Origin of the sequence: Actinomyces sp. oral taxon 849 str. F0330, assembly GCF_000239715.1 — a bacterium.
GTDB classification, from domain to species: Bacteria; Actinomycetota; Actinomycetes; order Actinomycetales; family Actinomycetaceae; genus Actinomyces; species Actinomyces johnsonii.
The window spans coordinates 185,362-191,106 of the sequence record NZ_JH470354.1 but is presented as its reverse complement, the minus strand read 5'-3'; the positions used below and the strand labels follow the sequence as shown (position 1 = coordinate 191,106).

The 5,745-nt window shown below is 72.1% G+C and carries 6 protein-coding genes and 1 pseudogene; 4 read left to right on the top strand and 3 right to left on the bottom strand.

Going from position 1 to position 5,745, the window contains the following annotated elements; translation table 11 throughout:
• Positions 1–1,208, bottom strand: a 1,208-nt coding sequence (locus tag HMPREF0975_RS10280) for a hypothetical protein (protein ID WP_009234104.1), incomplete at its 3' end; no start/stop codon positions are given.
• A complete protein-coding gene (locus HMPREF0975_RS10275) occupies positions 1,205–2,440 on the bottom strand; it encodes a hypothetical protein (RefSeq protein WP_049939749.1) in 1,236 nt (411 codons plus the stop codon). The genes HMPREF0975_RS10280 and HMPREF0975_RS10275, both read right to left, overlap by 4 nt.
• 210 nt (positions 2,441–2,650) lie before the next feature.
• On the opposite strand from HMPREF0975_RS10275, the gene HMPREF0975_RS10270 reads away from it, so the two are divergent.
• The 3 genes from HMPREF0975_RS10270 to HMPREF0975_RS10260 are packed head-to-tail and all read left to right on the top strand — an operon-like array spanning position 2,651 to position 4,577.
• A complete protein-coding gene (locus HMPREF0975_RS10270; protein WP_009234102.1) occupies positions 2,651–2,947 on the top strand; it encodes a DUF2249 domain-containing protein in 297 nt (98 codons plus the stop codon).
• A 57-nt stretch (positions 2,948–3,004) separates the two neighbouring features.
• Positions 3,005–4,234 (top strand): GTP 3',8-cyclase MoaA, encoded by a 1,230-nt coding sequence (gene moaA / locus HMPREF0975_RS10265; RefSeq protein WP_009234101.1) that lies wholly within the window; start codon positions 3,005–3,007, stop codon positions 4,232–4,234.
• Between the two features lie 58 nt (positions 4,235–4,292).
• Positions 4,293–4,577, top strand: a complete 285-nt coding sequence (locus HMPREF0975_RS10260; protein WP_009234100.1) for a MoaD/ThiS family protein — start codon at positions 4,293–4,295, stop codon at positions 4,575–4,577.
• 87 nt (positions 4,578–4,664) lie between these two features.
• Here HMPREF0975_RS10260 and HMPREF0975_RS10255 read toward each other — a convergent pair whose 3' ends face one another.
• A complete protein-coding gene (locus tag HMPREF0975_RS10255; RefSeq protein ID WP_009234099.1) occupies positions 4,665–5,150 on the bottom strand; it encodes a molybdenum cofactor biosynthesis protein MoaE in 486 nt (161 codons plus the stop codon).
• A 172-nt stretch (positions 5,151–5,322) separates the two neighbouring features.
• On the opposite strand from HMPREF0975_RS10255, the pseudogene HMPREF0975_RS16765 reads away from it, so the two are divergent.
• Positions 5,323–5,745, top strand: a pseudogene (locus HMPREF0975_RS16765) (gephyrin-like molybdotransferase Glp); the annotation flags it as partial.

Sequence of the window (5,745 nt, the reverse complement as noted above, 5' to 3'; positions counted from 1 at the left end):
GCGACGACGCGCACCTGCCAGGGCGTGCCCGGGCTGACCGCCAGCAGGACGCAGGCGTTGGCAGCGGTGACGCGGTAGGCGGCGTGGCGGTCCATGATCGTGTTGGTGGCCCGGGTGGCCGCGGGTCCACCGCCGAGCATCACCGGGGCGAGGTAGCTCAGGGCCGCCACGAGGATCTGGAGGGCGAAGCCGGCCGCCAGGGGCAGGCGCAGGGCGTGGATGACGTCGCGGGCGGCGGCGACGTCGTCGGCCAGGGCCATGCGGGCGCCCAGTACGGCGACGCAACCCACGAACCAGGACACCGAGGCCGTGGCGGAGGCCGTGGCGAAGGAGGTCGGCGGGACTCGGCGGGCCGTCCTGTAGGCGGGCACGAGGACCCCGCAAGCGCCCCCGAGGTAGACCAGGGTGCCCAGGCCGGCCAGGGGCAGCCACAGCCCGGAGGCGGCCACGAGCGCGGTACCGCCCACAAGATAGGGCAGACCGCGGGTGGTCCAGCGCGGCGCCACGGGTTCCATGGGGGTGCGCAGCATCGTTGGCCACAGGACGGTGAGCGTGCCCAGGACCGTGGTGCCCACGAAGCCCAGCAGCATGGTGGTGGTATGGGCCAGATAGAGGCCGTCGGCCAGGCCGGAGCGTCCGTGGGCGTTGGACCAGGAGATAAGGAAGCCCAGGAGCGCGCCGGTGGCCAGCAGGACGAGGGCGACGGCATAGTGAATCGCCAGGGAGGCCAGGCGCGGGGCGATGGCGCGCCGGTACTGCACGGTGATGGCCACAACGCCGGCGATGGCCTGGGCCATGACGATACCCGCCCCAATGAGCGCCGGCACCTGTCGGCCCGTGGTGATGCCGGTGAGCACAATGATCGTGCCGAGGCTGTGGGCGTAGAGGCGCGCGTCCAGGAGGGCTGCGCCGCCCAGGGCGGGACGGTGCAGGAGGGTGTCGGCGAAGTGGGCGGACCAGATGGTGATGGCGCTGCCGATCCCGCCCAGAAGCAGGGCATGCAGGGGCAGCCACGTGCCCCAAGAGACCAGGGGGCCCACGATGGTCAGGCCCGCCAAGACCGCGGCGGCGAGCAACCAGGCCATGACGAAGGCGTTGCGACGCACCTGGGTGGTACGCCGGGAGGGCTTCTTGGCGGGGCGACCTCCCGGGCCCTGCGATCGTCCAGGACCGGGGCGGGGAGTGGGAGAACCGATAGACAAGCTCATGCGGGGCTCCCGCCCGACCGCGTCGTCGTCGAGCCGGCCGCCGCAGCCGGACGCCTCGCCCGGACGGCCTTTCGAATACTGCCGGAGGTGAGCACGCGGACCAGGGTGAGGACCATGAAGACGCCGATCGCCGCCACCCCGACGGCGCCTCCGACCTGCCAGATTCCGGCGGTCCCGGCGAGCAGCCCTCCGACGCGCACCACCAGACCGGCGTGCAACAGGACGTAGGGCAGCCACATGAGTCGGTGGTAAGGCAGGGCCCGGTGGACGATCGCGGGGATGATGACCGGGGCGTGGGCCAGGATCATGGAGAAGGCGAAACCGACCGTGATGGCGTGGATGACGATCTCATAGGCCGAGCCGCCCAGCCCGCCCAGGCCCCACAACGACCAGACCGCACCGGCCAGAGCGAGCCAGACGTAGCCGGCGAGCATGGAGGCCGCCATGAAACGGACCCCGCCGCCGGCTCGGATGGTGCGCCGGGCGACGTCGTAGTAGGCCATGACGACGGCCAGTCCCAGCAGGGCTGGGCCGGTCACGAGGTGGGCGCCCTGTCCCACCAGTAGCAGGCATGCGCCCAAAACCGCGGCACCGGCCAGGGCCTCGACGACGGTCTCGACCATCTCGTCGAGGAAGGCGATGCGGGCCAGCTCCAGGCGCTCCCCGACGATGGTGAGCACGGGGAAGAGCAGCCACAGCGGGACGACCTCCTCGATGCCGCGACCGCCCAGCCACAGGACATCTCCCAGCAGGAGGGCTGCGGCACCCATGGCCTCGACGTCGACGGCGGCGCTGGGGGCGCGCCGGTGAACACGCAGGTAGACGGCGCACAGGATGCAGGCGGCGGCGTTCATGAGGCCCCGGCCCACGGCGTCGGGCGCGCCGGCCATGAGGGTCAGGCAGCCCGCAGCGTTGCCCAGCGGGGCGAGGAAGGCCCAGGGGGCCCGGGCGGCGACCGCCCGCTCCAGGGCGATAACGGTGCCCAGGAAGCCGACGAGCATGAGGGGGCCGTGGAGCGCCGCCAGCCTGGCGCCGCTGATGAGGGCCGGCAGGTTGAGGCGTAAGAGGGCGGCGTTGAGTCCCATGAGGATGCAGGCGGCCCCCAGGGCCAGGGCCACCAGACGCGGCGCCACCCGGGTGGTCAGCGCCCGACTGAGGCGGCCGGTCGCGTCGTCAGCGCTAGACGCCTTGACCTGCGCGTCTGCCGCCGCTGCCGGCTTGTCCATCTCCACGGCCCAACCGTATCCAACAGCGCTGGAAACACCCGCACCCGCAGCAGCAGAAAATTCATGGACGACACCGCCCCGCGTCATCCATGAGGTCATGAGGTTGTGGTCGATTGTGGCGGAGGTCGTGCCGGTAGAAGCGGACGGTCGTTCCGGCCGGCTCGCGGTGGTAGTAAGGTCTCTCTGGCCAGAACGAACACTCTGAAGGAGAACCCTATGAGCGAGAGCCCCGAGCTGCTGCCCATCACCGAGAAGAAGTCCAGCTGCGGCTGCCACGAGCACGGCGACGAGCGGCTCACCCTGGACGCGCGAGCCATCCCGCACCGTTTGCGCCACGCCGCGGTCATCGGCGCCGCCTCCTCCCTGAACCCGGGCGAGGGCTTCGACCTTGTGGCCCCGCACGTCCCCACCCCGCTGCTGGCCCAGATCGACCAGCTGCCCTTCACCTTCCAGCACACCCTGCTGGAGCAGTCCGAGGGCTTCGCGCGCGTCGAAATCCTGCGCACCGCCTGATTCCCGGTCGCGGAGCGCGCCTCCCGGTCCCGCGCGCCCGGCCGATATGCTCGATCTATGACGCCAGTGCCACTTGATGCCGCGGTCGTCGGCCAGAGCAGGATCTGTGGTACCTCCACGGACCTGCCCATGCCGACGACCCGGCCGGTGCTACCCGAGCCGTCCGGGCGTCCGGACTTGTCGGGGCTGCTCCTCCCGGCGGAGACGATGCCGGAGCTTCCGGCGATCGCCGACGACGATGTTCCGCAGCACTTGACCGATCGCTACGGGCGCACCGTGCGCGACCTGCGCCTGTCCATCACGGACCGCTGCAACCTGCGCTGCACCTACTGCATGCCCGCCCAGGGGCTCCAGTGGCTGCCCACCCCGGAGCTGCTGACCACCGCCGAGCTCACCCGCCTGGGGCGCCTGGCCGTCGAGCGCCTGGGGGTGGAGCGCATCCGCCTGACCGGGGGCGAGCCGCTGCTGCGCCGGGACCTGGAGGAGATCATCGCCTCACTGTCCACGCTGCGGACGTCGTCGGGCCGGAAGCCGGATATCGCCCTGACCACGAACGGCCTGGGGCTGGAGAGGCGGGCCGCCGGCCTACGCGAGGCGGGCCTGGACCGCGTCAACGTCTCCGTCGATTCCCTGGACCCGCGGGACTACGCCGCCATCACTCGCCGAGACCGGCTCGTCGACGTCCTGGCGGGGATAGCCGGCGCCCAGGAGGCGGGCCTGGCCCCCATCAAGGTCAACGCCGTCGCGATGCCCGCCACCGTGGAGGAGCGCACTCCGCAGCTGCTGGCCGAGTCCCTGCGCCGCGGCTGGCAGCTGCGATTCATCGAGCACATGCCGCTGGGGCCGCGACAGACGTGGCGCAGCCAGGACGTCGTCGGCGTCGATCAGATCCTGGGGGCGCTGCGGGCAGCCGGCTTCGTCCTCGCCGAGGCGGGCCGTCCCGACCGTCGCCCGGCCGCCCTGTGGCAGGTGGCCGCCGGCACGCATGCGGGCCGGTCGTATCCGGCCGGGAGCGTGGGCATCATCGCCTCGGTCACCGCCCCCTTCTGCTCGGACTGCGACCGCACCCGCATCACGGCCGACGGGCGCCTCATGACCTGCCTGTTCTCCACTACCGAGACCGACCTGCGCGGCCCTATGCGCACCGGGGCCGACGACGACGAGCTCATCCGCATCTGGGCCAGAGCCACCTGGCTCAAGCCTCGCGCCCACGGCTCGGACGATCCGCAGGCCGACAGCGACGGCTTCGCACGCCCGCAGCGCACCATGTCGGCCATTGGTGGCTGACCCGCACCCGGCCACACCCGAGCCGCACCCGAGCCGCACCCGAGAAGGAGACCCCGAGATGCCCCCCTCCCCTGAGTCGCCGCCTGAGACGCTGTCGGTGACCCTGCGCTACTTCGCCGCTGCGGCAGAGGCCGCCGGCCGTCCCGAGGAGCGCCTCGACCTGCCCGCCGGCACGACGCTGGCGGGCCTGCGCGAGCAGCTGGCCGGGCGCGACCTGGAGATGGCCCGGATCGTCCCCATCTGCAGCTTCCTGGTCAACTCGGTCTCCACCCCGGCCGATTCCCTCACGCCCCTGGCCGACGGCGAAGCCGTCGACGTGCTGCCGCCCTTCGCCGGCGGGTGAGTCTCGCACTCCCCCTCATTCGCATCGAGCCGGGCAGAAAAGCGGTAAGGATACGCGAAAAATGCCCGGCTCGGCGGTGGAGGAGCCTCAGGCGAGATTGCTCCACTGGGCAGTGCCGTCGGTGAAGGTCTGGCGCTTCCACACGGGCAGGCGCTTCTTGACCTCCTCGACAATCTGGCCGCACACGGCGAAGGCCTCGGCGCGGTGGTCGGAGCTGACGGCAACCGCGAGCGCCGCGTCCCCGACAGCGAGGTCTCCGACGCGGTGGACGACGCCCAGGGCGCGCACCCGGCCGGCCTGGGCGACGTCGCGGGCAATCTGCTCAACGATCCGGCCGGCCGTGGGATGGCAGGAGTAGCCGATACCGGTGACGGCGCGGTCGGCGTCGTGATTGCGGACCACGCCCTCGAAGGTGACGACGGCGCCGGCGGCCGCGTCCTGGACAGCGCCGGCGAGCTCGGTGACGCTGATGGGCGCCTCGGTGACCTCGGCGCGCACTACGCGGGCGCTCCCGGGCTTGTCGGGGCTGATGCTCACGAAGGTCTCCTCGTCCTGGTGCGTCTTGTTGTGCATCGATCCGACGGTCCCGCTGGGGCCGGGACGTCGTCGGCCGCGAGCATACCCAGGTGGGCGGGGCCCACCGAACAGGCATGATGGGCACATGACGACGTCGGTCGACCGTCCGAGCGGCGGCCCGGCGGCGGCTCTGCCGCACCCGAGGACGGCTCGTCGAGAAAGGACCGCTATGGCGCAGATGATTCCCCTGGAGGACTACGTCGCCCAAGTGCTTGAGACCCTCTCCCCCCTGGAGAACGGTCGGCTGGCGCTGGAGCAGGCGCACGGCCGGGTGCTGGCCGAAGACGTGACCGCGGTCCTACCGGTGCCGCCGTGGACGAACTCGGCGATGGACGGTTACGCCGTGCGCGCCGGGGACACGGCCGGAGCCTCGCCGCAGACGCCCGTGGTACTGCCGGTAACCGGGGATATTCCGGCCGGTGCCGCCCCGCAGCCGCTGGCTGCGGGAACCGCCCAGCGGATCATGACCGGGGCGATGCTGCCCGAGGGCGCCGATGCGGTGGTCAAGGTGGAGGACACAGACCAGGCGCCCGGTCCCCGCCCGCTGCCGGAGCGCGTCGAGCTCCGCGCCGGGGCCCGGCCGGGGCTGAAT

Excerpts from the sequence above, each read along its gene's own strand:
- HMPREF0975_RS10270 (WP_009234102.1), top strand. The coding sequence starts at position 2,651 with ATGAGCGAGAGCCCCGAGCTGCTGCCCATCACCGAGAAGAAGTCCAGC.
- moaA (WP_009234101.1), top strand. The coding sequence starts at position 3,005 with ATGACGCCAGTGCCACTTGATGCCGCGGTCGTCGGCCAGAGCAGGATC.
- HMPREF0975_RS10260 (WP_009234100.1), top strand. The coding sequence starts at position 4,293 with ATGCCCCCCTCCCCTGAGTCGCCGCCTGAGACGCTGTCGGTGACCCTG.
- HMPREF0975_RS10255 (WP_009234099.1), bottom strand. The coding sequence starts at position 5,150 with ATGCACAACAAGACGCACCAGGACGAGGAGACCTTCGTGAGCATCAGC.